This window comes from Pseudomonas migulae NBRC 103157 (genome assembly GCF_002091715.1).
Taxonomy (GTDB): Bacteria; Pseudomonadota; Gammaproteobacteria; order Pseudomonadales; family Pseudomonadaceae; genus Aquipseudomonas; species Aquipseudomonas migulae_A.
The window spans coordinates 108,460-133,529 of the sequence record NZ_BDAG01000003.1 but is presented as its reverse complement, the minus strand read 5'-3'; the positions used below and the strand labels follow the sequence as shown (position 1 = coordinate 133,529).

Below are 25,070 nucleotides of genomic sequence, written 5' to 3'. Positions count from 1 at the left end.
TGTCTCGATAAAAAATCAATACTTTTTTATTGTTACAGCGCTCTAGGCAAACGCTGCAGTTTCGGGCATATAATTTGCTTATGTTTGGCGCTCCGGCGCCCTGTAGTGGATGGCGCATGTGCGCCGGCGAATAAGGTGTTTAGCCCCTGCCATGAAACCATCGCTAGTCTTGAGAATGGGCCAGCAGCTGACGATGACACCGCAGCTGCAACAGGCCATCCGCCTGCTCCAATTGTCGACCCTGGACCTGCAACAGGAAATCCAGGAGGCCCTGGAGTCCAATCCGATGCTCGAACGCCAGGAAGAAGGCGACGACTTCGATAACGCCGACCCTTTGGCCGACAAAGCCGAACAGCAACCCAACGCCGACGTCTCAGAACCTTCCTACCAGGAAACCGCCCCGACGGTGGACAACCTCGATGAGGGCGACTGGAACGAGCGTATTCCCAACGAACTGCCCGTCGACACCGCATGGGAAGATGTCTACCAGACCAGCGCCAGCAGCCTGCCGAGCAACGATGACGACGAGTGGGATTTCACCACCCGCACATCGGCCGGTGAAAGCCTGCAAAGCCATCTGCTGTGGCAACTGAACCTCGCGCCGATGTCTGACACTGATCGTCTGATCGCCGTGACCTTGATCGACTGCATCAACAATCAAGGCTATCTGGACGAAACCCTCGAGGAAATCCTCGAAGCCTTCGATCCGGAGCTCGACATCGAACTGGACGAGATCGAAGCCGTCCTGCATCGCATTCAGCAATTCGAACCGGCCGGCATCGGTGCCCGCAACCTCGGTGAATGCCTGCTGTTGCAATTGCGCCAACTGCCCGCCAACACACCTTGGCTGGCCGAGGCCAAGCGCCTGGTCACCGACTACATAGACTTGCTCGGCAGCCGCGACTACAGCCAGCTGATGCGCCGCATGAAGCTCAAGGAAGATGAACTGCGCCAGGTGATCGAACTGGTCCAGAGCCTCAACCCACGCCCTGGCTCGCAGATCGAGTCCAGTGAAGCCGAATACGTCGTTCCCGACGTGATCGTGCGCAAGGACAACGAGCGCTGGCTGGTAGAACTGAATCAGGAATCGGTGCCCCGCCTTCGGGTCAACGCCCAATATGCCGGTTTCGTGCGCCGCGCCGACACCAGCGCCGATAACACTTTCATGCGCAATCAGTTGCAAGAGGCTCGCTGGTTCATCAAGAGCCTGCAGAGCCGTAACGAAACCCTGATGAAAGTTGCCACCCAGATCGTCGAGCATCAGCGGGGTTTTCTGGAATACGGCGACGAAGCGATGAAGCCGTTGGTGTTGCATGACATCGCCGAAGCCGTGGGCATGCACGAATCGACGATTTCCCGGGTGACCACGCAAAAATTCATGCATACCCCTCGGGGCATATATGAGCTGAAATACTTTTTCTCCAGCCACGTCAGCACCTCCGAAGGCGGCGAATGCTCGTCCACGGCGATCCGCGCGATCATCAAAAAACTGGTTGCGGCGGAAAATCAGAAAAAGCCGTTGAGTGACAGCAAGATCGCTGGTTTACTGGAGGCACAAGGCATTCAGGTGGCTCGCCGCACCGTCGCCAAGTACCGCGAATCCCTCGGGATCGCGCCTTCGAGCGAACGCAAGCGGTTGATGTAGAGCCACGCCACAGCGTTCCAGTGGTAGATCATCTGATCTACCGCTTTATGCACTGGCAACGAAGGAGAAGCTGTATGCAAGTCAACATCAGTGGACACCAACTGGAAGTGACCGAACCTCTTCGCACCTACATCGGCGAAAAACTCGAACGATTAGAGCGGCATTTCGACAAGATCACCAACGTGCAAGTCACGATGACGGTCGAGAAGCTGAAGCAGAAAATCGAAGCCACGCTGCATATTCCCGGCAATGAAGTGGTCGCAAACGCGGAACATACCGACATGTACGCGGCGATCGACGCGCTGACCGACAAGCTGGATAAACAACTCAAAAAGCATAAGGAAAAGACCCAGAGCCTCCTCCAGGGCGCGACCGGTCGTTAACACTCCCAACCCATGATCCGACTTGAAAGCATCCTGACCCCCGGCCGTTCCCTCGTGAACGTGCCGGGCGGCAGCAAAAAGAAAGCCCTCGAGCAAATTGCCAACCTGATCGCCCGGGAAGTGCCGGATCTGGAGATGCAAGATGTCTTCGAGGCTTTGATTGCCCGTGAAAAACTTGGCTCGACCGGTTTTGGTAACGGTATCGCTATCCCCCACTGTCGGTTGAAAGGTTGCACCTTGCCCATCAGTGCCTTGATGCACCTGGATGCTCCCATCGATTTCGACGCCATCGACGGCGCTCCGGTTGACCTGCTGTTCGTTCTGCTGGTCCCGCAAGCGGCCACCGATGCGCACCTGGAATTGCTCCGCCAGATCGCCAGCATGCTTGATCGCAAGGAAGTCCGTGATCGCCTGCGTAGCGCCGCGAGCAATGAAGCCTTGTACCAGGTTGTCCTGGACGAGCAAAACAGGCACTAATCATGCGCTTGATCATCGTCAGTGGCCGCTCCGGCTCAGGTAAAAGTACCGCACTCGATGTTCTCGAGGACAACGGCTATTACTGCATAGACAACCTGCCTGCCGGGCTGCTGCCGGAACTGGCCGAACGTGCGTTGATTCATACCGAGCTGGCTCAGCCGCTGGTTGCCGTCTCCATCGACGCACGCAACTTGCCGAGTCACCTGAGCCGTTTTCCGGAACTGCTCGCAGAAGTTCGCAGCCGGCATATCCAGTGCGATGTCCTGTACCTGGATGCCGACGAAGAAACCTTGCTCAAGCGCTTTTCGGAAACCCGCCGTCGTCACCCGCTAAGCAGCGCCAATCGCTCGCTGGCCGAGGCGATCAACGACGAAACCAACCTGCTCGGGCCGATTGCCGACCTCGCCGATCTCAAGGTCAACACCACCAACCTGAACCTGTATCAGCTTCGCGATACCATCAAGCTGCGCCTGCTGAACCAGCCGGAACCCGGCACCGCGTTTCTGGTGGAGTCCTTCGGGTTCAAGCGCGGCATGCCGGTGGACGCCGATCTGGTGTTCGACGTGCGCTGCCTGCCGAATCCCTATTGGAAGCCGGAGCTACGCGACCAGTCCGGACTTGATCAACCGGTTGCCGATTACCTGGCAGCCCAGCCGGACGTCGAGGAGATGTTCCAGGACATCTCCACGTACCTGCTTAAATGGCTGCCCCGCTTTGCCGCCAGCAACCGTGCTTATGTCACCATTGCCATTGGCTGCACCGGCGGGCATCACCGCTCCGTCTACCTGACCGAACGTCTGGGTCAGGTCCTGCAAAAATCCCTGAAGAACGTCCAGGTCCGCCACCGCGACCTCAGCTAAAGGATTCACATCGCGATGCCTGCTCTGGAAATCGAAATCATCAACAAGCTGGGCCTGCATGCCCGCGCTTCTGCCAAGTTCGTTGGAGTCGCCGGCGAGTTCAAAGACTGCACGATCAGAGTAGGACGGACGCCGGAATCCACGGTCGACGGCAAAAGCATCATGGCAATGATGATGTTGGCGGCTGGCAAGGGCACCAAAATTTACCTGAGCACCGAAGGCGAGAAAGCTGATGAGGCGCTAAAGGCATTGGTGGACTTGATCAATGACTACTTCGGCGAAGGCGAATAAAAAGATCGCAGCCTTCGGCAGCTCCTGCGTGTGAATGCAATCTCATGCAGGAGCTGCCGAAGACTGCGATCTTTTCAGGCGAGCGCGGTATCCATCACCATCATCAAACAAAACCCGATCAGCAGCCCGAGGCTGGCCAGCTTGTCGTGATCATGGCGGCGCGACTCGGGAATGACTTCATGGGTCACCACCAACAACATGGCCCCGGCCGCCAGTGCCAGGCCCAACGGCAAGAGCAACTCCGCCAGGCTCACCAGCCAGGCGCATAACAGCGCAAAGACCGGCTCGACCAATCCTGACGCCGCACCGATCAGGAACGCCTTGACCCGCGACATCCCTGCCCCGGCCAACACCAACGCAATCACCAGCCCTTCGGGCACATCCTGCAACGCAATGCCCATGGCCAGACTGTCGGCGTCAGGCATGCCACCGCCCGCCGAGACACCGACCGCCATGCCTTCTGGAATGTTGTGGGCAATGATGGCAAACACGAACAACCAGATCCGTGGCGGAATGACCGGCCGTTCCAGCGTGCCGACGAGCATTTCCGGCGATGCGCCAGATACCTTTCGATCCACCAGAAACAACCCGAACGCCCCCAGCATGATGCCGAAACTGATCAGCCCGCTGGCCGCCCAAGGCGTCAGCCCCAGGCTTTCAGCCGCAGCGATACCCGGTACGATCAGCGAAAACGCCGTCGCCGCGAGCATCACCCCGGCACCGAAGCCGAGCAGCGCATCGTTGACCGCCTGGGGCATGCGCCGAATCACCAGCACCGGCACCGCGCCCAAGGCCGTACCCAGTGCACAGATCGCTCCGCCCTGTAAGGCGCGCAGCAGTTTTGGTTCAAGATCCAGCCACGCCAGGCCCTGGGCGACCAACAAGCTCATACCCGCCAACAGTAACAGCGACCCCAATGCGTAACGAAACATCCGCCCACTTCCGATCGCCAGTGTTTCAGTGCCCATAGTCAGCCCAGTATTTTTTTATAGAAGACTTAAACCAGTGCAGCCTGATAGCGCGCAGCGACTTCAGGCCAATTGATCACGTTGTAAAACGCGTTGATGTATTCCGGGCGACGGTTTTGATATTGCAGGTAATAGGCGTGCTCCCAGACATCCAGGCCGAGGATGGGGGTATTGCCGCTCATCAACGGACTGTCCTGGTTACCGCTGCTTTCCACGACCAGGGTCTTTTGCGGCGTCACACTCAGCCAGGCCCAGCCGCTGCCGAAACGGGTCAGCGCGGCTTTGGTGAACGCTTCTTTGAAACGGTCGAGACCGCCCAGTTGGTCGTCGATCGCCTTGGCCAGCTCGCCGTCCGGCTGACCGCCGCCGTTGGGCACCATGACTTCCCAGAACAGCGAATGGTTGGCATGACCGCCCCCCTGATTGATCACTGCTGCGCGGAGTTTTTCCGGCAGTTGCTGAACGGCAGCCACCAGTTTTTCCACCGGCCACTCGGCAAACTCGGTGCCTTCGACCGCAGCGTTCAGGTTGTTGATGTAGGTCTGGTGATGCTTGGTGTAGTGGATTTCCATGGTCTGCGCATCGATGTGCGGTTCCAGGGCATCGTAGGCGTACGGCAAGGCAGGCAAGCTAAAAGCCATTTCAATGAACTCCGTGATGTAGAGGTGCTGCGGGCGACGCGGCATCGGTGTGCAGCAAACGATGAGTACGCGGGTATTCGCCGTGCTCGCTGATGAAATTCAGCAGTTCGACGTAGGTTTTGCTGCTCTGACGCAGCGCTGCTTCGCGTAATGCCGGCGCCAGTCGCGGGTCCTGCATGGTCTTCAACAGCCGCTGGTGGATGGCGCACAGGTATTCGGCGCTCTCCTCCGGCTGGTTCAGACGCAAATGCAGGTCCGCCAGGTTGTGGTGGGAAATGACGCAGGCCGCCACCGCTTCGTCGGCGTCCACCCAGCGCTCGAATAACACCTGGGCCAGGGCCAATGCCTGCAGATAAGCCTCGCGGGCATCCACCAGTTCGCCCAGCATGAAACAGCGGTTTGCCCTTTCGATCGTGCGTTTCCAGTGCTCCATGGTGAGCCTCCAAAGCGGTTGAGGTGATTACACGCCGCCTGCGGTGAGTTTTTCCGGATTGAGCAACTCTTCCAGTTCGCTACGCGTCAGGTCGGTGTGTTCCAGAGCGACATCGATCACCGGCCGGCCTTGCTGATAAGCCTTCTTGGCGATTTCAGCAGCTTTTTGGTAACCAATGATCGGGTTGAGTGCAGTGACCAGAATCGGGTTGCGCGACAGCGCTTCCTTGAGCCGGGCTTCGTTGACCTTGAAGCTGGCGATAGCCTTTTCACCCAGCAGATGGCTGGCGTTGGCCAGCAACTCGATGCTGCTCAGCAGGTTCTGGGCAATGATCGGCAGCATCACGTTCAGCTCGAAGTTGCCCGACTGGCCAGCGATGGTGATGACGGTGTCATTGCCGATGACTTGGGCGGCGACCATGGCGGTGGCTTCCGGGATCACCGGATTGACCTTGCCGGGCATGATCGACGAGCCCGGCTGCAAGGCTTCGAGTTCGATTTCACCGAGACCGGCCAGCGGACCGGAGTTCATCCAGCGCAAGTCGTTGGCGATTTTCATCAGTGAAACAGCGGTGGTTTTCAGTTGCCCGGAGACCGCAACGGCGGTGTCCTGGGAGCCAATCAGTGCGAACAAATCGATGCCCGGCGTGAATCGCACCTGCGTCAGTTGGGTCAGCTGCTGGCTGAAAAGCCCGGCAAACTCGGGATGCGCATTGATACCGGTGCCCACCGCCGTGCCGCCTTGCGCCAGGGATTGCAGGCTCGGCAGCAGGTCCTGCAGATGGCCGATATTGGCCTTCAGCTGTTGCGCCCAACCGTTGAGCACCTGGCTCATGCGCACTGGCATCGCATCCATCAAATGAGTGCGGCCGGTTTTGACGTGGTGATGAACCTCTTCGGCCTTGTGCTCGATCACCTGCACCAGACGCACCAGCGCCGGCAGCAGTTGTTCATGCAACGCCAGCGCAGCGCTGACGTGGAGGGTGGTCGGAATGATGTCGTTGCTGCTCTGCCCGCAGTTAACGTGATCGTTGGGGTTCACCGGCTCACCGAGCAGACGGCTGGCGAGGGTCGCGATCACTTCGTTGGCGTTCATGTTGGAACTGGTGCCGGAACCGGTCTGGAAGATATCCACCGGGAAGTGCTGCATGAAGTCGTCCTTGAGCAAACCCAACGCCGCTTCGACGATGGCATTGCCCTGGGATTCGCTGATCTGCTTGAGTTCGACGTTGGCGCGGGCAGCGGCGGCCTTGGCCAGGATCAGTGCGCGGATGAATTGCTCCGGCATCGGCTTGCCACTGATCGGGAAGTTATTCACCGCACGCTGGGTCTGTGCGCCATAGAGGGCGTCCACCGGGACCTGGAGCTCGCCCATGCTGTCGCGCTCAATACGAGTCTTGTTCATCAGAAAATCCTTGCACCTGTTCTATGAGAGGAATCGAAGGCTGCAACTCGCAGGTCGCCAGTTGCCAGGTGTAGCTTTGCCAGCGCTTGAGGCGGCATTTGCACAGAGAGAGGCGTTCGAGTTCGCGCAGCGGGCGCCACGCCTGATCCAGGCAATAAGTCCGCCAGTGCCAGGGCAGCGCGACATCGGCGGCGGTGTCGATCAGCAAACGGAAGGAAGTTTCGGCGATGGTCCAGGGTGAGGTCGCCGTGCAGCACGCCAGATACCGGCCTTCAGCCAGGTAATGTTCGATCAGGCGAGGCTCGTCGGGATCCATCGCACAGCGGATCTGGCGACTCATCCAGCGCCAGTTTTCGAGGTAGGGCTGCTCGTGCAAGGCAGAACTCATGATCCGGGGCTCATTCGGTAATGAGATTTATTATTAGATGATAATGATAACCAACACAAGCCCGGAGTATGGTCCCTTGTAGGAGCTGACTTGCTGGCGATTGCGATCTGGCATTCAGCATTGATGTCGACTGATTGACCGCAATCGCCAGCAAGCCGGCTCCTACAGGTGTGCTATGCGGGCACAAAAAAAGGCGCGCCCCCCCATTGGGTGGCGCGCCTTTTGTGTAGCGGTCGTGGGTTAGCTGCCTGCGACTGTCATCCGCTCGATCAGCACCGAACCCGTGCGAATGTTGCTGCGCAATTCCAGGTCATTACCCACCGCAACGATCTGTTTGAACATGTCGCGCATGTTGCCGGCGATGGTCACCTCCTGGACCGCGAACTGGATCTCGCCGTTCTCGACCCAATAGCCCGCCGCACCACGAGAGTAATCGCCGGTGACCATGTTCAGGCCCTGGCCCATCAACTCGGTGACCAGCAAGCCACGGCCCATGCGCCGCAGCAAGGCCGCCTGATCTTCTTCGCCGTGGGTAACGAACAGGTTGTGCACGCCGCCAGCGTTGGCGGTGCTCGGCATACCGAGCTTGCGACCGGAATAGGTGCCGAGGATATAGGACACCAACTCACCCTTTTCGACGAACGGCTTGGCATACGTCGCGAGGCCATCGCCATCGAACGCCGAACTGCCCATGGCGCGCATCAGGTGCGGGCGCTCATCGATCGTCAACCATTCCGGGAACAACTTCTGCCCAAGGGTGCCTTCCAGGAACGACGATTTGCGATACAGGCTGCCGCCGGAAATCGCTGAGAGGAAACTGCCGAACAAACCGCCGGCCAGTTCCGCGGAGAACAAAACCGGCACTTCACAGGTCGGCACCGGACGCGCGCCCAGACGGCTCGCTGCACGCTGTGCTGCACGCTGGCCGATGCTCACCGGGTCAGTCAGCAAATTGCCCTGGCGGTTAACGTCGTACCAGTAATCTCGCTGCATCTGGCCATCGGCCTCGGCGATCATCACGCAGCTCAGGCTGTGACGAGTCGAGGCGTAACCGCCAATGAAACCGTGGCTGTTGCCATAAACGCGGCAGCCCTGGTGAGTGCTGAGGGTAGTGCCGTCGGCGTTCTTGATCCGGCTGTCGGTGGCAAACGCTGCCGCCTCACAGTTCAAGGCCATCTCGATGGCTTGCTCCGGTGTAATGTCCCATTGATGGAACAGGTCGAAATCCTGCAGATCCTTGGCCATCAGCGCAGCATCCGCCAGGCCGGCGGCTTCGTCTTCGGAGGTGTGTTTAGCGATGGCCAGCGCTGCAGCGACGGTTTCACGGATCGCGTCCGGGCCACTGGCCGAAGTGCTGGCCGAGCCCTTGCGCTGGCCAACATACAAGGTGATGCCGAAGCCCTGATCGCGGTTGAATTCAACGGTTTCGACTTCGCGCTGGCGTACAGAGGTCGACAGGCCCTGTTCCAGGGACACCGCCACTTCACAGGCACTGGCGCCCTGGCGCTTGGCTTCAGCGATGATCTGCTCGACTTGTTCTTGCAGTGCCGGCAACGCTTGTGGGCCGACGCTTTCAACTGCACTCATGCTGTTCTCCACTCAAATTCTGCTTTCGGTAAAGGCCTTCGAGCGACCGGGCCGGACAAGCGGCCCCCGACTGGTTATCATGGCGGCGTTTCTTTGCGGACGGCAACCATGGTTGATTCTTACGACGACTCCCTCGATACGGGAGAAAAAAGCAAATCCCAGGTTAAACGCGAGCTGCATGCTCTGGTTGACCTCGGCGAACGCCTTACAACGCTCAAGCCTGACTTGCTGGCAAAACTGCCGTTGACCGACGCCATGCGCCGGGCACTGGCCGATGCGCCCAAGCACACCGCGAATATCGCGCGTAAACGGCACCTTATGTTCATCGGCAAACTGATGCGCGATCAGGACACTGACGCCATTCTGACGTTGCTCGATCAACTCGATGCCTCTACCCGGCAGTACAACGAACGTTTCCATGGTCTGGAACGCTGGCGCGATCGCTTGATCGCGGGCGACGATGCAGTCCTGGAGAAGTTCGTGCTCGACTACCCGGAGGCTGATCGTCAGCAGTTGCGCTCCCTGATCCGTCAGGCCCAGCACGAACTGGCGACCAACAAGCCGCCGGCATCGAGCCGTAAAATCTTCAAGTACATCCGTGAGCTGGACGAGACTCAACGCGGTCTGCGTTAAGTCCCTTCTCGGGTGAGTCGCCACGCGGCTCACCCGAAGCTCCATCCCTTACGATCCTGTGCCACCCACAGTGATCGCATCGATTTTCAGCGTTGGCTGGCCGACACCCACCGGCACCGACTGCCCGTCCTTGCCGCACGTGCCCACGCCGCTGTCCAGCGACAGATCGTTACCGACCATCGACACCTTGCTCATCGCTTCAGGCCCGTTGCCGATCAACGTCGCGCCTTTGACCGGCGCTGTAATCTTTCCGTCTTCGATCAGGTACGCCTCACTGGTGGAGAACACGAATTTGCCGCTGGTGATGTCCACCTGACCACCGCCAAGGTTGGCGCAGTAGATGCCGCGTTTCACCGACGCAATGATTTCCGCCGGATCGCTTTCGCCCGCCAGCATGTAGGTGTTGGTCATGCGTGGCATCGGCAGGTGCGCGTAGGACTCGCGACGACCATTGCCTGTGCGGGCCACGCCCATCAGGCGCGCATTGAGCTTGTCCTGCATGTAGCCTTTGAGTACGCCGTTTTCGATCAGCGTGGTGCACTCGGTTGGCGTGCCTTCGTCGTCGACGCTCAGCGAGCCGCGGCGACCGGCCAGCGTGCCGTCATCGACGATGGTGCAGAGTTTGGATGCGACCATCTCGCCCATACGCCCACTGTAAGCGGAGCTGCCCTTGCGGTTGAAATCACCTTCCAGACCGTGGCCGACCGCTTCGTGCAGCAGCACACCGGACCAGCCCGAACCCAGTACCACCGGCAACGTACCGGCCGGCGCGGGAATGGCTTCAAGGTTGACCAGCGCCTGACGCAGCGCCTCGCGGGCGTAGCTCATCGCGCGGTCTTCGGCGAGGAAATAACGGTAATCGGTACGACCGCCGCCGCCATGACCGCCACGCTCGCGGCGACCGTTCTGCTCAACGATCACGCTGACATTGAAACGCACCAACGGCCGCACATCCGCCGCCAGGCTGCCGTCAGTCGAAGCAACAAGAATGCGTTCCCAGACACCGGCCATGCTCACGGTCACTTGCTGGATACGCGGATCGAGGGCGCGAGTGGCGACGTCGATACGCTTGAGCAGCTCGACTTTCTCTGCACGGGTCAGCACTTCCAATGGGTTATCCGGCCCGTACAACTGGGCGACATCCTGAGTGGTGAACGCCTGCACCGTGCCGTTCTGCCCGGCGCGGGAGATCGAGCGCGCGGCACGCGCCGCTGCGCCCAAGGCTTCCAGGGTGATCGCATTGCTGTAGGCAAAACCGGTTTTTTCACCCGATTGCGCGCGAACGCCAACGCCTTGGTCAAGGTTGAAGCTGCCTTCCTTGACGATCCCGTCTTCCAGCGCCCACGACTCGGAAATCTGCCCCTGGAAATACAGGTCGGCGGCATCGATACCCGGGCCGGCCAGATCGCCGAGCACACCTTGCAGGCTCTCGATAGTGACGCCGCCGGGCGCCAAGAGGTGTTCACTGACTGAGGACAACAACTCGCTCATATGCTTTACGCCTTAAATTCGTCGTTCTGAGGCAGGTCGCTGCGCGCCCTGCGAGAAAAAGCGCCGATGACTGGACACCGGCATCCGCGCCCGGATGGACGCCTGTTCGCTGCTATCGCGTTCGGCCAGCAGCACGGCCTCGCCTTGATCCTGTTGCGCGAGCACTCGCCCCCACGGGTCGATGATCGCGGCATGGCCGAAGGTCTCTCGCGGCCCCGGATGCGTTCCGCCCTGGGCAGCCGCGAGCACATAACACTGAGTCTCGATGGCCCGCGCACGGATCAGCACATCCCAATGCGCCGCGCCGGTCACGGCGGTAAAGGCCGACGGCGCGGTAATCAACTCCGCACCGGCAGCGCGCAATTCGCTGTACAGCTCCGGGAATCGCAGGTCATAACATACCGTCAGGCCGACCCGACCGACGGGTGTGTCGGCGACCACCACGCCACTGCCGTAAGCATAGTCATCGGACTCACGATAACGCCCGCGGTTGTCCGCCACGTCCACATCAAACAGGTGCAGCTTGTCGTAGCGCGCCACCGTTTCGCCCTGATCGTCGACCAGAAGCGAGCAGGCATGCACTTTGGCCGTCGGTTGATCCACCGGCGGCAACGGCAAGGTGCCTGCCACTATCCATAACTTGAGGTCGCGGGCGGTCTGTTTCAACCAGGGCAGGATCGGACCTTCGCCAGACGCCTCGGCGCGACCGATGTCAGCGATGTCACGGCGACCCATGGCGGCAAAATTTTCCGGCAGCACAGCCAGCTTCGCGCCACCGGCCGCCGCTTGCTCGAGCAGCCGACGAGCCTGGGCCAGATTGGCCAGCACATCGCTCTGGCTGACCATTTGAATCACCGCTAAAGACATGGCCTTACCCTTTTCTGAATCAACACATACCCGTAGGAGCCGCCGCAGGCTGCGATCTTTTGATATTGAATTTTGCAGATCAAAAGATCGCAGCCTGCGACAGCTCCTACAGGGGGCTTACGGCCATGCTACTCCATAGGCCTGGAGAGTGGGCTCGGAAAAAAAGCGTCAAAAAGGTTTGTCGAAAGTGATTTTCGGCTCTTTCCACGGGCCTTTGACGGTGTACTTCACGCTGGCGAAGCGCGCCACACGGTCACCGATCAGCTTGTCGATCAGGAACAAGGCACCGCCAATCGCCGGTGCGCCGACGATCAGCGCGGCAATCGGCAGGTTGTTGGTCACCGGCAAGGTCACCAGCAGCTTCGCATCGACCTGATCGTTCACCAGATCCAGCTTGCCATTGAGTTCCAGATTACTCGACGGGCCGGTCAGCACGATCGGCTCACGAGTGTCATACACCCCGTTGGTCGCGACCAGCAGCCCCTTGACCCGGTCATAACTCAGACCCTTGCCGAACAGGTCGGAGAAGTCCAGACGCAAGCGCCGGCCGATGGAGTTGAAGTTGAGCAGGCCGAATACCCGCAACGCCTGGGCGCCGCCCTCGACTTCAACGAACTGGCCCTTATTGAGCGACGCATCGAGAGTGCCGGAGAAACGCTTGGTGGCCAGCCACGCCGGTGAACCGGGCCAGCGACCGTCAACATCCATGTGGAATTCTTCACTGGTGACACTGGGCGCAAAGCCCCAGCCTTTCAGCACATCCGCGAGGTTCTTGCCGCTGACCCGCCCCTTGAACCAACTGCTGGATGCGCCAGGCACACCTTCCCAGCCGCCGTTGCCCTGCAACAAAATGCCTTTGAGGCCCAGATCCAGTGTATTGAGCGCTATGCCCTTGGCGGTCGGACGCACTTTCAGCGACCAGCCCCCGACCAGATCCTGGCCCTGGAACAGTTGATTGATGGTGACATCCAGCGCCGGGATTTTGGTCGGATCGACAGTGGCCAGTGGATCCGGCGAGTTTTCATCGGCCAGGACCGTCGGGTCCGGCGCCGGCAAACGCACGTATTGCAGATTGATCGCAATCGGTGCGGCTTTCGCATCAGGGATAGCGGCAGTGCCCTTGACCTGCTGGCTGTCGAGCTGCAACGCCCACGTCGTCGGTTTGCGGTTCAACTGCACCGACGCCTGATCCAGGGTGGTACCGATGCCGCTGAGCTTGCCGACCTTGAAGTCCGCGCTGCTGAGCAGTTGCTTGGCGCTGCCACCCGGATCCTGGCCGGCATATTTGTCTACCAGGTCTTTCCAGGGGCTGACATCCAGCTCCGACAACACGCCGCGCACCCGCAGGCCTTTGGCGCCGGGCAACACCGCATCGCCGCCACCGAGGAACAATTCGCCGCGACCGTCGGCGAAGTTGCCGGGCGGTGCTGCAAACGTGAAACTCGCCAGATCGCCATATTTGACCCAGTAACGCCGCTCCTGGCCTTGCAGGGTCATGCGGAACATCGTATCGCGCCCCACATCGGCCGTCATGCCGAACGGGGCCGGCAAATCCACCGCCACACCTTGAAGGTTCGAGTTGACCGTCAACTGGCTGTCGAGGCCATCCAGGGTGAGTTGCAACTGATAAGGGATCAGGCCGGACACCGGTAACGGCTGGGTAACGCTCAACCAGTCGGTGAGTTTCTTTACCTCGACCTGACCCGAGGCGGTGACACGGGTCTTGATGTTGCCCGGGCTACCCTCGGCGAAAATCTGCGCAGTGACCGGTTTGTCAAAGGCGCGAGCGCTGATGTTCTGGCCACTTAAACCCTTGGTGCTGTCAAAGCGGAAATCGCCCTTCAGCTGGGTCAGTTCAAGAACGGGCTCGGCCAGTTTCAAGCGCGCCTTGGCGGTCTTGAAATCGACGAGAATATTCGGCTGCTCGCCTTTGGCCAGTGGAATATCCAGTTTCACCTTGCCCTTCAGATCGCCCTCACCCTCCCATCCGGCAAAGGTCGTGGCGGTGCCGATCGGCGCTTCCTGGAGAATTTTCAGGCCATCGCCCAACCCGCCAGCGAAAGCGCCATCGAGTAACAGGTGAGGGTTTTGCCCGGCGGGCGCGTGGGGAATATTGACGTAAATATCGCTGACTTGCGTGTCGAGCAACTGGCCTTTGCTGGCCACAATACGCACGCCACTGTCCTCGATGAACACGTCGCCGCTGACATTGCTGACATGCGGCCAACCCGGCTGGAACGCCAGCTCCGCATCGTGAACCTTGAAGAACAGGCTGATGCTGCGAGCGGTGTCGACAGCGCCATGATTCAGCGAGCCTTGATACTGGAAGAAGCCCTGGTCCACCGCGCCTTTGAGAATGGCCGTACGCAGCCATTCGTCCAGCGCCGGGCTGAGCACTTGCGGCAGGTACTTGGCGGTGTACTTGCCGTCGCCGTCCACCAGGCCGACCCGCAGGTCCATGTAATCTTCCTGGGTATGGTCGAAATGCAGGCGGATCAGGAAGTCGCCGGCAATCTTGCCCTCCTCGCCCAACACTTTCAGGTACGGGGCGATCAGGGTGAAGCCTTCTTTATCCAGCTTCCAGGTCAGCCGGGCGTTGGCCTGAATGTATTGCCATGGCTTGGCAAAAATCGGGGCGAGGTGCAGGACAAAATCCTTGCTGTCCATTCGCAGTTCGCCGTGACCGAGGTCACCGCTGATGCTGCCGCTGACATTTCGCGCTGCCGGAGCACCGTGATAGGCATCAAAGCCGACCTGGTCGAGGTTGGCGGCGAAGCTGACCTTGCTGTCGTCGGTGGCGCTGGGACGGAAGTCGACCAGCACGTTGCGCAAACCACCGGTCACCTTGAGTCGCTCCACGGCGGTGGCGACACCTTCGGGCAGTGGCCCCAGCGCATTCAGCAACGGCGTGAGCGGCGTGAGGTCGAGGCGATCGGCTTGCAGATGCCAGAGTTCTTCGGCCTTGTCGGTGGCCAGGCTTTGTTTGAGTTGCAGATGCGATTCCCAGCGGGTCTCGCCGAAGTTCATGGACAGCGAGTCCACCGTCACCAGGAAGCCTTCGGCACTGCGCTGGAAATAGCTGTTGAGCGCCAGGTTGTTGATCTGGATCGGCTTGCGCTCGGCGTAGGCGCCCTTGATCTGCGGCGAGTTCAAGCGGATCGCGGCGCTTTGCAGCGCGCCTTGGCTCCAGTTGATCCACAGCTCGCCACCGGCCTTGATCTCGGAAAAATTCCATTGTCGGGTCAGGCGTTCGGGAAGCCATTTCGACCAGTCGCTTTGCGGCAGGCTCACGTAAGCCTGCGCTTCGCCATCCTTCCACTGGCTGGCGCGAATGCGAGTGCGCAGGCTCATGGCCACTGGCTGACCGTCGGGCAGGGTCAGCCGCGCGTCGAGTCGCTGACGGGAGACGCCGGTTTTCAGGTTCAGGCCAACGTAGGTAAAGGTCAGTGGCGGATGGTCCAGCGGTTGCAGGGTCACCTGGCTGTCGAGCACCGACAGTTGCTGGACCATTTGCAGGCGATTGAGCAACTGTTCCGGGTCCAGTGGCTGATCCTGCTGCACCGGCAAGCCTTCCAGCGCCCAATGACCGTCCTCGCCTTCCTTGAGGCTGATCTTCAAACCATTGAGTTCAAGGTGGGCGATGCGCACTTCACGCGCCAGCAGACTGCCCCACAGATCCGGCACCGCACGTACCTGATCCAGACGCAGGGTATTGGCGCCCTCGCCGACCATTACGTCGTGAGCCAGCAGAATCGGCACGAAGCCGCGCCAGTTACCTTCCAGTTCACCGATGTGCAGCGGCATGCCCAGGGCAGCGCCGGCTTTGGCTTCGACGTCGGCCCGATACTCGGCCACCAGCGGCGTCAGCTCGCGGCCGAGACTGACGTAAAGCGCCATCAGCACCAAAGCCAACGCGCACAGGCCCAGACCCCAGCGGGTCAGTGCGGCCAAAATGCGTGTCAGACGCTCCATGTCAGTTGGCTCCCATGGCAAAAATACTGCAAAAAGCTGAGGCCAGCCGTTCTAGTTGGGGTGAAGCACAGCGATTCAGAGCAGCACCACGTCGTATTGTTCCTGGGAATACATGGTTTCCACCTGAAACCGAATGGTGCGTCCGATAAAACCTTCGAGCTCAGCCACGTTGCCCGACTCTTCATCCAGCAGGCGATCGACGACTTTCTGGTTCGCCAATACACGATAGCCTTCCGCCTGATAGGCACGAGCCTCACGGAGAATTTCGCGGAAAATTTCGTAGCAAACGGTTTCCGGCGTCTTGAGCTTGCCGCGACCCTGGCAGCTGCTGCAGGGCTCGCACAACACCTGTTCGAGACTTTCGCGGGTGCGCTTGCGGGTCATCTGCACCAGGCCCAACTCGGTGATGCCGATGATGTTGGTCTTGGCGTGATCGCGCTCCAGTTGTTTCTCAAGCGTGCGTAACACCTGACGCTGGTGCTCTTCGTCTTCCATGTCGATGAAGTCGATGATGATGATCCCGCCCAGGTTGCGCAGGCGCAGCTGGCGAGCGATGGCGGTCGCGGCTTCCAGGTTGGTCTTGAAGATGGTTTCTTCAAGGTTGCGATGGCCGACGAACGCCCCGGTGTTGACGTCGATGGTGCTCATGGCCTCAGCCGGATCCACCACCAGGTAACCGCCGGACTTCAGGGGTACTTTGCGTTCGAGGGCTTTCTGGATTTCGTCTTCGACGCCGTACAGGTCGAAAATCGGCCGCTCACCCGGGTAATGCTCCAGACGATCGGCAATTTCCGGCATCAGTTCGGCGACGAACTGCGTGGTTTTCTGGAAGGTTTCCCGCGAGTCGATGCGGATCTTCTCGATCTTCGGGCTCACCAGATCGCGCAAGGTCCGCAGCGCCAGGCCGAGGTCTTCGTAGATCACACTCGGCGCGCTGATGGTTTTGATCTGCTCGTTGATCTGATCCCAGAGCCTGCGCAGGTAGCGGATGTCCATGAGAATTTCATCGGCGCCCGCGCCTTCAGCGGCGGTACGCAGGATGAAGCCGCCGGCCTCCTTGATGCCTTCTTTGGCCACGCAATCGGTGACCACTTGCTTGAGGCGTTCGCGCTCGGCTTCGTCTTCGATCTTCAGGGAAATGCCGACATGCGCGGTGCGTGGCATGTACACCAGATAACGCGAAGGAATCGACAGCTGCGTGGTCAGGCGTGCGCCTTTGGAACCGATCGGGTCTTTGGTGACTTGCACCACCAGGCTCTGGCCTTCATGAACCAGCGCGCTGATGCTCTCGACCGCAGGGCCCTCGCGCAGGGAAATTTCCGAAGCATGAATGAACGCGGCACGATCCAGGCCGATGTCGACGAAGGCCGCCTGCATCCCCGGCAATACCCGCACGACTTTGCCTTTATAAATGTTGCCGACGATCCCGCGCTTTTGCGTGCGCTCGACGTGGACCTCTTGCAGGACACCGTTTTCAACCACCGCCACGCGCGATTCCATCGGCGTGATGTTGATCAGGATCTCTTCACTCATGGCAGGGTCTCGTTCAGGCATGTTCACGATAATGGCCGCATCTTGTCAGTACGACGCTCAGCGCGCGTTAAGGGTTTGCCAACAGGGTATGCCGAAATGGCCGAGCAGCTCAGCGGTTTCGCACAGCGGCAGTCCGACCACCGCCGAGTAGCTGCCATTGAGCCCGGCGACAAACACCGCGCCCAGTCCTTGAATGCCATAGCCACCGGCCTTGTCCCGAGGTTCGCCGCTGGCCCAGTAGGCCGCCGCTTCATCAGGATCGATGGGGCGAAAACGCACCAGGCTGCGCACAACCCGCGACTCACAGCGCTCACCGTCAAGCACGGCAATGGCGGTCAGCACTTCGTGCTCTCGACCGGCCAGCATCATAAGCATGGCGCACGCATCGGCTTCGTCCACCGGTTTGCCGAGAATTTTCCCGTTGAGCACCACGGCGGTATCGGCGCCCAGCACGCAGAATGCTGCGTCGGACACGACCGCACCACGCCCGGCTTCGGCCTTGCCGCGCGCGAGGCGCTCGACATAGGCCGACGGCGATTCATGATTAAAAGGGGTTTCGTCGATGTCTGCGCTGATGGTGGAGAACGGCAAGCCGATCTGCGTGAGCAGTTCACGGCGACGCGGCGAGCCTGAGGCGAGGAACAGCTGTTTCATCAAGACATCTCCCTTGTCGTGGTATGGGCAAATGCCTGACCGAATCAGTTGATTTTGTAGCGTCGACGCAGACCGCGCAAACCGAAGCTGATCCACGGCCAGAGCAACGCGCTGACCAGTGCCGGCAAGACCAGCGCCAGCGTTGGCTGACGGTTGCCGGTCAGGGCGCTGAGCCACAGCTGAACGAGCTGCGCGAGGCCGAAGATCACCAGGATCACCAGGCTCTGTTGCCACATCGGGAACATCCGCAACCGCTGTTGCAGCGACAGCACCAGGAACGTGATGAGGGTCAGGATCAACGCGTTCTGGCCCAGCAACGTGCCGTAGAGCACATCTTCGGCCAGGCCCAGGCACCACGCGGTAACCATGCCGACTTTCTGCGGCAGGGCCAACGCCCAGAACGCCAGCAGCAAGGCGAGCCACAGCGGACGCAAGATTTCCATGAATTGCGGCAGTGGCGAAACACTGAGCAGCATGCCGATGGCGAATGTCAGCCAGACCATCCAGTCGTTTCGGGAGGCGGTAGCACCGACCATTATTCTCTTCCCCCTTGGGTGGCCGGCGCGGAGACAGGCGGTTTGGCAGCAGGCTTCACGACAGCGGGTTGTGTCGCCGGTGGTTTGGCCGCCGGAGTCGTCGCGGGGGGCTTGGCGGCGGCAGGATGTGCGGCGGCGGGTTTGGCCGGGGTAGCGGCAGCAGGTTTGGCCGGGGCAGCCGTCACAGGTGCAGCGGCGGGAACAGCCGGGGCCGCAGCGGCAGCAGGGGCAATCACACCGACAGGTTTCGGCACGGTCGCGGGAATGATTGGCCCGCCGCCCTGTGCATCCAGGTTTTCCTGGGCCTGAGCAGCATCGTTTGCGCGCTCTTCCGGCGTACGAGTGTCACTGAATACCAGCAGCAAGTAACGACTGCGGTTCAAGGCGGCCGTCGGCACGGCGCGGACAATGGCGAACGGCTGCCCGGAATCGTGAATCACTTCCCTGACTGTCGCCACCGGGTAACCCGCCGGGAACCGCTGCCCAAGACCAGAGCTGACCAGCAGATCGCCTTCCTTGATATCCGCCGTGTCGGCAACGTGACGCAATTCCAGGCGTTCAGGGTTGCCGGTACCGCTGGCAATCGCCCGCAGACCGTTACGGTTTACCTGCACCGGAATGCTGTGTGTAGTGTCAGTCAGCAGCAGCACACGGGAGGTATACGGCATCAACTCGACCACCTGGCCCATCAGGCCGCGGGCATCGAGCACCGGCTGACCGAGGACCACACCGTCGCGCTCACCTTTATTGATGATGATGCGATGGGTGAAGGGATTGGGGTCCATGCCGATCAACTCGGCCACTTCGACCTTTTCATTGACCAGCGCGGAGGAATTGAGCAACTCGCGCAGCCGAACGTTCTGCTCGGTGAGGGCTGCAAGCTTTTGCATGCGGCCCTGCAGCAGCAGGTTTTCGGTCTTGAGTTTTTCGTTTTCGGCGACCAGCTCGGTACGGCTGCCAAACTGGCTGGCCACACCTTGCCATAGCCGCTGTGGCAGGTCGGTGATCCAGTAAGACTGCATCAGCACCAGCGACATCTGGCTACGCACTGGCTTGAGCAGTGTGAAGCGGGCATCGACCACCATCAGTGCGACCGATAGCACGACCAGCACCAACAAGCGCACGCCCAGTGAAGGCCCTTTGGTGAAAAGCGGTTTAATAAGCCGCTCCTCCCAGGCAAATGTTTTCTTTATTCATACGGCAGACCGGCCTGGATACAGACTGACAGAAGGTAAACGCAAACAGGCAGCACTGCAAAGTGCCGCCTGCGCGCTCAACAGCATAGATGCATCGGGCGATCACTCGCTCGACAGCAGGTCCATCGTGTGCTTGTCCATCATTTCCAAAGCACGGCCACCGCCGCGAGCAACGCAGGTCAGCGGGTCTTCGGCAACGATCACCGGCAGACCGGTTTCCTGGGCCAGCAACTTGTCGAGGTCACGCAGCAAGGCGCCACCACCGGTCAGCACCAGGCCACGCTCGGCGATGTCGGAAGCCAGCTCCGGCGGCGATTGTTCCAGCGCACTTTTCACGGCCTGAACGATGGTAGCCAGCGACTCTTGCAGAGCTTCAAGCACTTCATTGGAGTTCAGGGTGAAGGCACGTGGAACGCCTTCAGCCAGGTTACGGCCACGAACGTCGACTTCGCGAACTTCGCCACCCGGGTAGGCTGTACCGATTTCCTGCTTGATGCGCTCGGCGGTGGATTCGCCGATCAGGCTGCCGTAGTTGCGACGCACGTAGGTGATGATCGCTTCGTCGAAGCGGTCGCCGCCAACCCGTACGGATTCGGCGTAAACCACGCCGTTCAGGGAGATCAGCGCGATTTCAGTGGTACCACCACCGATATCGACCACCATCGAACCGCGTGCTTCTTCAACCGGCAGGCCGGCACCGATCGCAGCAGCCATTGGCTCTTCGATCAGGAACACTTCACGTGCGCCGGCACCAAGGGCCGATTCACGGATGGCTCGACGCTCAACCTGAGTGGATTTGCACGGAACGCAGATCAGCACACGAGGGCTAGGCTGCAGGAAGCTGTTCTCGTGAACCTTGTTGATAAAGTATTGCAGCATCTTTTCGCAGACGCTGAAGTCGGCAATGACGCCGTCCTTCATCGGACGAATGGCCGCGATATTGCCCGGCGTACGGCCGAGCATGCGCTTGGCCTCGGTGCCGACAGCAACGACACTTTTCTGGTTACCGTGTGTCCGAATAGCCACAACCGATGGCTCATTCAGGACGATGCCGCGCTCGCGCACGTAAATAAGGGTGTTGGCAGTGCCCAGGTCAATGGAAAGATCGCTGGAAAACATGCCACGCAGTTTCTTGAACATGGGAAAGGGACCCTAGGCAACGCGTGGGTAAAAAAGTGCGGCAAACTCTAACAACGACAGGGATTTTGGGCAAGGCGCCAATATGTTAAATTGGCCGCTTTTCTGTGCACCAACCCCCACAATCGCGGCCTTATGACCGTAGAAATGCGGTAGTGTTCAGACAATCTAACACACGGACGCCGTCCGTTCTGTTTTCCACTGGAGAATCGCAATGGCGCTTGAACGCTCCGACGTGGAAAAAATCGCTCATCTGGCCTGCCTTGGCCTCGATGAAGCCGATCTTCCACATATTACTTCGGCCCTGAACAGCATTCTGGGTCTGGTCGACGAAATGCAGGCGGTCAATACCGACGGTATCGAACCGCTGGCTCACCCACTGGAAGCCAGTCAGCGCTTGCGTGCAGACGTCGTGACCGAGACCAATCATCGCGAGGCCTATCAGTCCATCGCACCAGCGGTCGAAAACGGCCTGTACCTGGTTCCGAAAGTCATCGACTAAAGGGAAAGAGCCTGCAATGCATCAATTGACTCTGGCCGAGATCGCCCGCGGACTCGCCGATAAAAAGTTTTCTTCCGAAGAGCTGACCAAAACCCTGCTGGCGCGTATCGCCCAGCTCGATCCTCAGCTCAACAGTTTTATCAGCCTCACCGAAGACCTGGCGCTCCAGCAGGCAAAAGCCGCTGACGCACGCCGGGCTAACGGTGAGAACGGCGCCCTGCTTGGTGCGCCGATCGCTCACAAAGACCTGTTCTGCACTCAGGGCATCCGCACCAGTTGCGGTTCGAAGATGCTCGACAACTTCAAAGCTCCGTACGATGCCACCGTGGTTGCCAAACTGGCGGCTGCCGGCGCGGTGACGCTGGGCAAGACCAACATGGACGAATTCGCCATGGGGTCGGCCAACGAGTCGAGCTACTACGGCGCGGTGAAAAACCCGTGGAATCTGGAATACGTTCCAGGTGGTTCGTCCGGCGGTTCCGCTGCGGCGGTCGCGGCGCGCCTATTGCCGGCAGCTACCGGCACCGATACCGGCGGCTCGATCCGTCAGCCCGCTGCACTGACCAACCTCACCGGCCTGAAACCGACATACGGTCGCGTTTCGCGCTGGGGCATGATCGCTTACGCCTCCAGCCTCGATCAGGGCGGTCCATTGGCCCGCACGGCCGAAGACTGCGCGATCCTGCTGCAAGGCATGGCTGGCTTCGATCCGCAGGACTCCACCAGCATCGATGAACCCGTGCCTGATTACAGCGCCAGCCTCAACGGCTCGCTGCAAGGCCTGCGCATCGGCGTGCCGAAAGAATACTTCAGCGCCGGCCTGGACCCGCGCATCGCCGACCTGGTCATGGCCAGTGTCGAAGAGCTGAAAAAACTCGGCGCCGTGATCAAGGAAATCAGCCTGCCGAACATGCAGCACGCGATCCCTGCGTACTACGTGATCGCTCCGGCGGAGGCCTCTTCCAACCTGTCGCGTTTCGACGGCGTGCGTTTCGGCCATCGCTGCGAAGACCCGAAAAACCTGGAAGACCTGTACAAGCGTTCCCGTGGCGAAGGTTTCGGCGTGGAAGTGCAGCGCCGGATCATGGTCGGTGCCTACGCGCTGTCCGCCGGTTACTACGACGCCTACTACCTGAAGGCCCAGAAGATTCGTCGCCTGATCAAGAACGACTTCATGGCCGCCTTCAATGAGGTCGACATCATTCTCGGCCCAACCACGCCGAACCCGGCCTGGAAGCTCGGCGCCAAGAGCAGCGACCCGGTCGCTGCGTACCTGGAAGACGTCTACACCATCACCGCCAACCTCGCGGGTCTGCCGGGCCTGTCCATGCCTGCAGGTTTTGTCGACGGTCTGCCGGTCGGCGTGCAACTGCTCGCCCCGTATTTCCAGGAAGGCCGCTTGCTCAACGTTGCGCACCAGTATCAGCTGAACACTGACTGGCACACCCGCACCCCAACCGGCTTCTGAGGAGAAACACATGCAATGGGAAGTCGTGATCGGGCTGGAGATTCATACCCAGCTCACCACCCGGTCGAAAATCTTTTCCGGTAGTTCCACCACCTTCGGTTCCGAGCCGAACACCCAGGCCAGCCTGGTTGACCTCGGTATGCCCGGCGTACTGCCGGTGCTGAACCAGGAAGCGGTGCGCATGGCGGTGATGTTCGGTCTCGCCATCGATGCCGAGATCGGCCAGCACAACGTGTTCGCCCGTAAAAACTATTTCTACCCGGACCTGCCGAAGGGCTACCAGATCAGCCAGATGGAATTGCCGATCGTCGGCAAGGGCCACCTGGACATCGCCCTGGAAGATGGCACGGTCAAACGCGTCGGCATCACCCGCGCGCACCTGGAAGAAGACGCCGGTAAAAGCCTGCACGAAGAATTCAGCGGCGCCACCGGCATCGACCTGAACCGCGCCGGCACGCCGCTGCTGGAAATCGTCTCCGAACCGGACATGCGTAGCGCCAAGGAAGCCGTGGCTTACGTCAAGGCGATCCACGCGCTGGTGCGCTACCTGGGCATCTGCGACGGCAACATGGCCGAAGGTTCGCTGCGTTGCGACTGCAACGTGTCGATCCGTCCTAAAGGCCAGGTCGAATTCGGCACGCGTTGCGAGATCAAGAACGTCAACTCGTTCCGTTTCATCGAGAAGGCGATCAACAGCGAAGTGCAGCGTCAGATCGAACTGATCGAAGACGGCGGCAAGGTGATCCAGCAGACTCGCCTGTACGACCCGAACAAGGACGAAACCCGTCCGATGCGCAGTAAAGAGGAAGCCAACGACTACCGTTACTTCCCCGATCCGGACCTGCTGCCGGTGGTTATCGAGGACTCGTTCCTCAATGACGTGCGCGCAACATTGCCGGAACTGCCACCGCAGAAACGCGAGCGTTTCCAGGAGCAGTTCGGTCTGTCGGTCTACGACGCCAGCGTCCTGGCCACCAGCCGCGAGCAAGCCGACTACTTCGAAAAAGTCGTGAGCATCAGTGGCGACGCCAAACTGGCGGCCAACTGGGTCATGGTGGAACTGGGCAGCCTGCTCAACAAGCAAGGCCTGGACATCGAGCAGTCGCCGGTTTCGGCCGAGCAACTGGGCGGCATGCTGCTGCGCATCAAGGACAACACCATCTCCGGCAAAATCGCCAAAGTGGTGTTTGAAGCCATGGCCAACGGCGAAGGCAGCGCGGACGAGATCATCGACAAGCGCGGTCTGAAGCAAGTGACCGACACCGGCGCGATCTCGGCGGTGCTGGACGAAATGCTCGCGGCCAACGCCGAGCAGGTCGAGCAATACCGCGCGGCAGACGAAGCCAAACGCGGCAAGATGTTCGGCTTCTTCGTCGGCCAGGCCATGAAAGCCTCCAAAGGCAAGGCCAACCCGCAACAAGTCAACGAACTGCTGAAAAGCAAGCTCGAAGGCTGATGAGAATGGAGCCAGCACTCAAGCCTGGCTCAAATCCCTGTGGGAGCGGGCTTGCTCGCGAAAGCGGTCTGACAGTCGACAACAGTGTTGAATGTGCAGCCGTTTTCGCGAGCAAACCCGCTCCCACATTTGTATGTGGAAACCATTGAATGAAACGTCTACTTGGTGCCGCCCTGCTCTCGCTGCTCGCCGGTTGCGCCAGCACCGATGTCGTCGATCCACACGGCTACGACCAGACAGGCGTGGCGTCCTACTATGGCGCCAAACACCAGGGTAAACGCACCGCCAGTGGTGAACGTTTCGACAAGAATTCCCTGACCGCCGCCCACCGCCAACTACCCTTTGGTACGCGGGTGAAGGTCACCAATCTGAAAAACGACAAATCCTGCGTGGTCCGCATCAATGATCGCGGGCCGCACATTCGCGGGCGCCTGATCGACTTGTCTCATGAGGCCGCCGAGCAACTGGGCATGATCAAAAGCGGCACCGCACGGGTTCGCGTGCAAGCCCTCGACTGACTGACGGAGCCCCGACCATTTTCGGACTTG

24 protein-coding genes are annotated in these 25,070 nt (G+C 60.2%); 10 read left to right on the top strand and 14 right to left on the bottom strand.

The window, feature by feature from the left end; genetic code table 11:
- Positions 1–151: 151 nt before the first annotated feature.
- From PMI01S_RS04120 to PMI01S_RS04100, 5 genes are all read left to right on the top strand, one after another.
- The gene (locus PMI01S_RS04120; protein WP_084318111.1) at positions 152–1,645 is read left to right on the top strand and encodes an RNA polymerase factor sigma-54; all 1,494 of its coding nucleotides are present in this window, start codon (positions 152–154) and stop codon (positions 1,643–1,645) included.
- Between the two features lie 74 nt (positions 1,646–1,719).
- Positions 1,720–2,028 (top strand): ribosome hibernation-promoting factor, HPF/YfiA family, encoded by a 309-nt coding sequence (hpf, locus tag PMI01S_RS04115; protein ID WP_007941242.1) that lies wholly within the window; start codon positions 1,720–1,722, stop codon positions 2,026–2,028.
- Between the two features lie 12 nt (positions 2,029–2,040).
- Positions 2,041–2,505 (top strand): PTS IIA-like nitrogen regulatory protein PtsN, encoded by a 465-nt coding sequence (ptsN, locus tag PMI01S_RS04110; RefSeq protein ID WP_084318110.1) that lies wholly within the window; start codon positions 2,041–2,043, stop codon positions 2,503–2,505.
- A 2-nt stretch (positions 2,506–2,507) separates the two neighbouring features.
- Positions 2,508–3,365, top strand: a complete 858-nt coding sequence (gene rapZ, locus PMI01S_RS04105; protein WP_084318109.1) for an RNase adapter RapZ — start codon at positions 2,508–2,510, stop codon at positions 3,363–3,365.
- A gap of 15 nt (positions 3,366–3,380) precedes the next feature.
- Entirely contained in the window at positions 3,381–3,656 is a 276-nt protein-coding gene (locus PMI01S_RS04100) for an HPr family phosphocarrier protein (RefSeq protein WP_084318108.1), read from the top strand.
- A 74-nt stretch (positions 3,657–3,730) separates the two neighbouring features.
- Here the strand turns inward: PMI01S_RS04100 and PMI01S_RS04095 are convergent, their stop codons facing one another.
- The 6 genes from PMI01S_RS04095 to pmbA all read right to left on the bottom strand — a co-directional run bounded on the left by PMI01S_RS04095 (position 3,731) and on the right by pmbA (position 9,077).
- The gene (locus PMI01S_RS04095; protein WP_084318107.1) at positions 3,731–4,624 is read right to left on the bottom strand and encodes a ZIP family metal transporter; all 894 of its coding nucleotides are present in this window, start codon (positions 4,622–4,624) and stop codon (positions 3,731–3,733) included.
- Between the two features lie 29 nt (positions 4,625–4,653).
- Positions 4,654–5,265: a superoxide dismutase gene (locus PMI01S_RS04090; protein ID WP_084318106.1), complete on the bottom strand. Its 612-nt coding sequence runs from the start codon at positions 5,263–5,265 to the stop codon at positions 4,654–4,656.
- 1 nt (position 5,266) lies between these two features.
- Positions 5,267–5,698 carry a DUF2753 family protein gene (locus tag PMI01S_RS04085; protein WP_084318105.1) on the bottom strand — a complete coding sequence of 144 codons (432 nt, stop codon included), beginning with the start codon at positions 5,696–5,698 and terminating at the stop codon, positions 5,267–5,269.
- A 27-nt stretch (positions 5,699–5,725) separates the two neighbouring features.
- Positions 5,726–7,102 (bottom strand): class II fumarate hydratase, encoded by a 1,377-nt coding sequence (locus PMI01S_RS04080; RefSeq protein WP_084318104.1) that lies wholly within the window; start codon positions 7,100–7,102, stop codon positions 5,726–5,728.
- Positions 7,083–7,490, bottom strand: a complete 408-nt coding sequence (locus PMI01S_RS04075) for a FagA protein (RefSeq protein WP_084318103.1) — start codon at positions 7,488–7,490, stop codon at positions 7,083–7,085. Before PMI01S_RS04075 ends, PMI01S_RS04080 begins: the two co-directional genes overlap by 20 nt.
- A gap of 240 nt (positions 7,491–7,730) precedes the next feature.
- Positions 7,731–9,077, bottom strand: a complete 1,347-nt coding sequence (gene pmbA, locus PMI01S_RS04070; RefSeq protein ID WP_084318102.1) for a metalloprotease PmbA — start codon at positions 9,075–9,077, stop codon at positions 7,731–7,733.
- A 108-nt stretch (positions 9,078–9,185) separates the two neighbouring features.
- Between pmbA and yjgA the strand changes: the two genes are divergently transcribed.
- Positions 9,186–9,710, top strand: coding sequence for a ribosome biogenesis factor YjgA (gene yjgA / locus PMI01S_RS04065; protein ID WP_007901505.1), 525 nt, complete (start codon positions 9,186–9,188; stop codon positions 9,708–9,710).
- 48 nt (positions 9,711–9,758) lie between these two features.
- On the opposite strand, the gene tldD is transcribed toward yjgA, so the two are convergent.
- From tldD to mreB, 8 genes are all read right to left on the bottom strand, one after another.
- Positions 9,759–11,201 (bottom strand): metalloprotease TldD, encoded by a 1,443-nt coding sequence (gene tldD / locus PMI01S_RS04060; protein ID WP_017336530.1) that lies wholly within the window; start codon positions 11,199–11,201, stop codon positions 9,759–9,761.
- 12 nt (positions 11,202–11,213) lie between these two features.
- Positions 11,214–12,068, bottom strand: a complete 855-nt coding sequence (locus tag PMI01S_RS04055) for a carbon-nitrogen hydrolase family protein (RefSeq protein ID WP_084318101.1) — start codon at positions 12,066–12,068, stop codon at positions 11,214–11,216.
- A gap of 168 nt (positions 12,069–12,236) precedes the next feature.
- The gene (locus PMI01S_RS04050) at positions 12,237–16,040 is read right to left on the bottom strand and encodes a YhdP family protein (protein WP_084318100.1); all 3,804 of its coding nucleotides are present in this window, start codon (positions 16,038–16,040) and stop codon (positions 12,237–12,239) included.
- Positions 16,041–16,115: 75 nt separating this feature from the next.
- A complete protein-coding gene (gene rng / locus PMI01S_RS04045; RefSeq protein ID WP_008008603.1) occupies positions 16,116–17,573 on the bottom strand; it encodes a ribonuclease G in 1,458 nt (485 codons plus the stop codon).
- 57 nt (positions 17,574–17,630) lie between these two features.
- A complete protein-coding gene (locus tag PMI01S_RS04040; RefSeq protein WP_084318099.1) occupies positions 17,631–18,227 on the bottom strand; it encodes a Maf family protein in 597 nt (198 codons plus the stop codon).
- Positions 18,228–18,271: 44 nt separating this feature from the next.
- A complete protein-coding gene (gene mreD / locus PMI01S_RS04035) occupies positions 18,272–18,763 on the bottom strand; it encodes a rod shape-determining protein MreD (RefSeq protein WP_084318098.1) in 492 nt (163 codons plus the stop codon).
- Positions 18,763–19,923 (bottom strand): rod shape-determining protein MreC, encoded by a 1,161-nt coding sequence (gene mreC, locus PMI01S_RS04030; RefSeq protein WP_084318097.1) that lies wholly within the window; start codon positions 19,921–19,923, stop codon positions 18,763–18,765. The genes mreD and mreC overlap by 1 nt, the downstream gene beginning before the upstream one ends.
- A 138-nt stretch (positions 19,924–20,061) precedes the next feature.
- The gene (gene mreB / locus PMI01S_RS04025; protein ID WP_002555108.1) at positions 20,062–21,099 is read right to left on the bottom strand and encodes a rod shape-determining protein MreB; all 1,038 of its coding nucleotides are present in this window, start codon (positions 21,097–21,099) and stop codon (positions 20,062–20,064) included.
- 211 nt (positions 21,100–21,310) lie between these two features.
- Between mreB and gatC the strand changes: the two genes are divergently transcribed.
- From gatC to PMI01S_RS04005, 4 genes are all read left to right on the top strand, one after another.
- A complete protein-coding gene (gatC, locus tag PMI01S_RS04020) occupies positions 21,311–21,598 on the top strand; it encodes an Asp-tRNA(Asn)/Glu-tRNA(Gln) amidotransferase subunit GatC (protein ID WP_084318096.1) in 288 nt (95 codons plus the stop codon).
- A 16-nt stretch (positions 21,599–21,614) separates the two neighbouring features.
- On the top strand, positions 21,615–23,066 hold the full coding sequence (gatA, locus tag PMI01S_RS04015) for an Asp-tRNA(Asn)/Glu-tRNA(Gln) amidotransferase subunit GatA (protein ID WP_084318095.1): 1,452 nt from the start codon (positions 21,615–21,617) through the stop codon (positions 23,064–23,066).
- Positions 23,067–23,076: 10 nt separating this feature from the next.
- Positions 23,077–24,522, top strand: coding sequence for an Asp-tRNA(Asn)/Glu-tRNA(Gln) amidotransferase subunit GatB (gene gatB / locus PMI01S_RS04010; protein ID WP_084318094.1), 1,446 nt, complete (start codon positions 23,077–23,079; stop codon positions 24,520–24,522).
- A 149-nt stretch (positions 24,523–24,671) separates the two neighbouring features.
- Positions 24,672–25,040 carry a septal ring lytic transglycosylase RlpA family protein gene (locus PMI01S_RS04005; protein ID WP_084318093.1) on the top strand — a complete coding sequence of 123 codons (369 nt, stop codon included), beginning with the start codon at positions 24,672–24,674 and terminating at the stop codon, positions 25,038–25,040.
- Positions 25,041–25,070: the final 30 nt, after the last annotated feature.

Excerpts from the sequence above, each read along its gene's own strand:
- mreD (WP_084318098.1), bottom strand. The coding sequence starts at position 18,763 with ATGGTCGGTGCTACCGCCTCCCGAAACGACTGGATGGTCTGGCTGACA.
- rapZ (WP_084318109.1), top strand. The coding sequence starts at position 2,508 with ATGCGCTTGATCATCGTCAGTGGCCGCTCCGGCTCAGGTAAAAGTACC.
- PMI01S_RS04005 (WP_084318093.1), top strand. The coding sequence starts at position 24,672 with ATGAAACGTCTACTTGGTGCCGCCCTGCTCTCGCTGCTCGCCGGTTGC.
- mreB (WP_002555108.1), bottom strand. The coding sequence starts at position 21,099 with ATGTTCAAGAAACTGCGTGGCATGTTTTCCAGCGATCTTTCCATTGAC.
- PMI01S_RS04080 (WP_084318104.1), bottom strand. The coding sequence starts at position 7,102 with ATGAACAAGACTCGTATTGAGCGCGACAGCATGGGCGAGCTCCAGGTC.
- PMI01S_RS04085 (WP_084318105.1), bottom strand. The coding sequence starts at position 5,698 with ATGGAGCACTGGAAACGCACGATCGAAAGGGCAAACCGCTGTTTCATG.
- PMI01S_RS04075 (WP_084318103.1), bottom strand. The coding sequence starts at position 7,490 with ATGAGTTCTGCCTTGCACGAGCAGCCCTACCTCGAAAACTGGCGCTGG.
- hpf (WP_007941242.1), top strand. The coding sequence starts at position 1,720 with ATGCAAGTCAACATCAGTGGACACCAACTGGAAGTGACCGAACCTCTT.
- PMI01S_RS04040 (WP_084318099.1), bottom strand. The coding sequence starts at position 18,227 with ATGAAACAGCTGTTCCTCGCCTCAGGCTCGCCGCGTCGCCGTGAACTG.
- PMI01S_RS04090 (WP_084318106.1), bottom strand. The coding sequence starts at position 5,265 with ATGGCTTTTAGCTTGCCTGCCTTGCCGTACGCCTACGATGCCCTGGAA.
- gatA (WP_084318095.1), top strand. The coding sequence starts at position 21,615 with ATGCATCAATTGACTCTGGCCGAGATCGCCCGCGGACTCGCCGATAAA.
- gatB (WP_084318094.1), top strand. The coding sequence starts at position 23,077 with ATGCAATGGGAAGTCGTGATCGGGCTGGAGATTCATACCCAGCTCACC.
- PMI01S_RS04055 (WP_084318101.1), bottom strand. The coding sequence starts at position 12,068 with ATGTCTTTAGCGGTGATTCAAATGGTCAGCCAGAGCGATGTGCTGGCC.
- PMI01S_RS04120 (WP_084318111.1), top strand. The coding sequence starts at position 152 with ATGAAACCATCGCTAGTCTTGAGAATGGGCCAGCAGCTGACGATGACA.
- yjgA (WP_007901505.1), top strand. The coding sequence starts at position 9,186 with ATGGTTGATTCTTACGACGACTCCCTCGATACGGGAGAAAAAAGCAAA.
- rng (WP_008008603.1), bottom strand. The coding sequence starts at position 17,573 with ATGAGTGAAGAGATCCTGATCAACATCACGCCGATGGAATCGCGCGTG.
- PMI01S_RS04095 (WP_084318107.1), bottom strand. The coding sequence starts at position 4,624 with ATGGGCACTGAAACACTGGCGATCGGAAGTGGGCGGATGTTTCGTTAC.
- PMI01S_RS04100 (WP_084318108.1), top strand. The coding sequence starts at position 3,381 with ATGCCTGCTCTGGAAATCGAAATCATCAACAAGCTGGGCCTGCATGCC.
- gatC (WP_084318096.1), top strand. The coding sequence starts at position 21,311 with ATGGCGCTTGAACGCTCCGACGTGGAAAAAATCGCTCATCTGGCCTGC.
- tldD (WP_017336530.1), bottom strand. The coding sequence starts at position 11,201 with ATGAGCGAGTTGTTGTCCTCAGTCAGTGAACACCTCTTGGCGCCCGGC.
- pmbA (WP_084318102.1), bottom strand. The coding sequence starts at position 9,077 with ATGAGTGCAGTTGAAAGCGTCGGCCCACAAGCGTTGCCGGCACTGCAA.
- PMI01S_RS04050 (WP_084318100.1), bottom strand. The coding sequence starts at position 16,040 with ATGGAGCGTCTGACACGCATTTTGGCCGCACTGACCCGCTGGGGTCTG.
- ptsN (WP_084318110.1), top strand. The coding sequence starts at position 2,041 with ATGATCCGACTTGAAAGCATCCTGACCCCCGGCCGTTCCCTCGTGAAC.